Annotated in this window: 1 pseudogene; it reads left to right on the forward strand. The window is 70.4% G+C overall.

Annotated elements, in window-relative coordinates:
* Window positions 1–294: pseudogene (locus QSK36_RS43260) on the forward strand (hypothetical protein); the annotation flags it as partial.

The raw sequence follows: 294 nt of genomic DNA on the forward strand, positions 1-294 counted from the left end.
CCTTCGGCGGCCTGTTCAACACCCTCGCAGGCCAGCCCTGGGTCGACTGGCTGTTCATGACCGGCCTCGCCGGCATCGGCACCGCCCTCATCCTCGGCGTGGGCATGCGCATCGCCGCCACCACCGGCGGACTGCTCCTGCTCATGATGTGGGCCGCCGAACTGCCCCTGACCACCAACCCCTTCATGGACGAGCACATCGTCTACGCCATCGTCCTGGCCGGCCTCACCCTCACCGGCGCCGGCACCACCCTCGGACTCGGCACACAGTGGGCCGCCACTCCCCTGGTCCGCC

The organism is Microbispora sp. NBRC 16548 (assembly GCF_030268985.1).
Taxonomy (GTDB): domain Bacteria; phylum Actinomycetota; class Actinomycetes; order Streptosporangiales; family Streptosporangiaceae; genus Microbispora; species Microbispora catharanthi.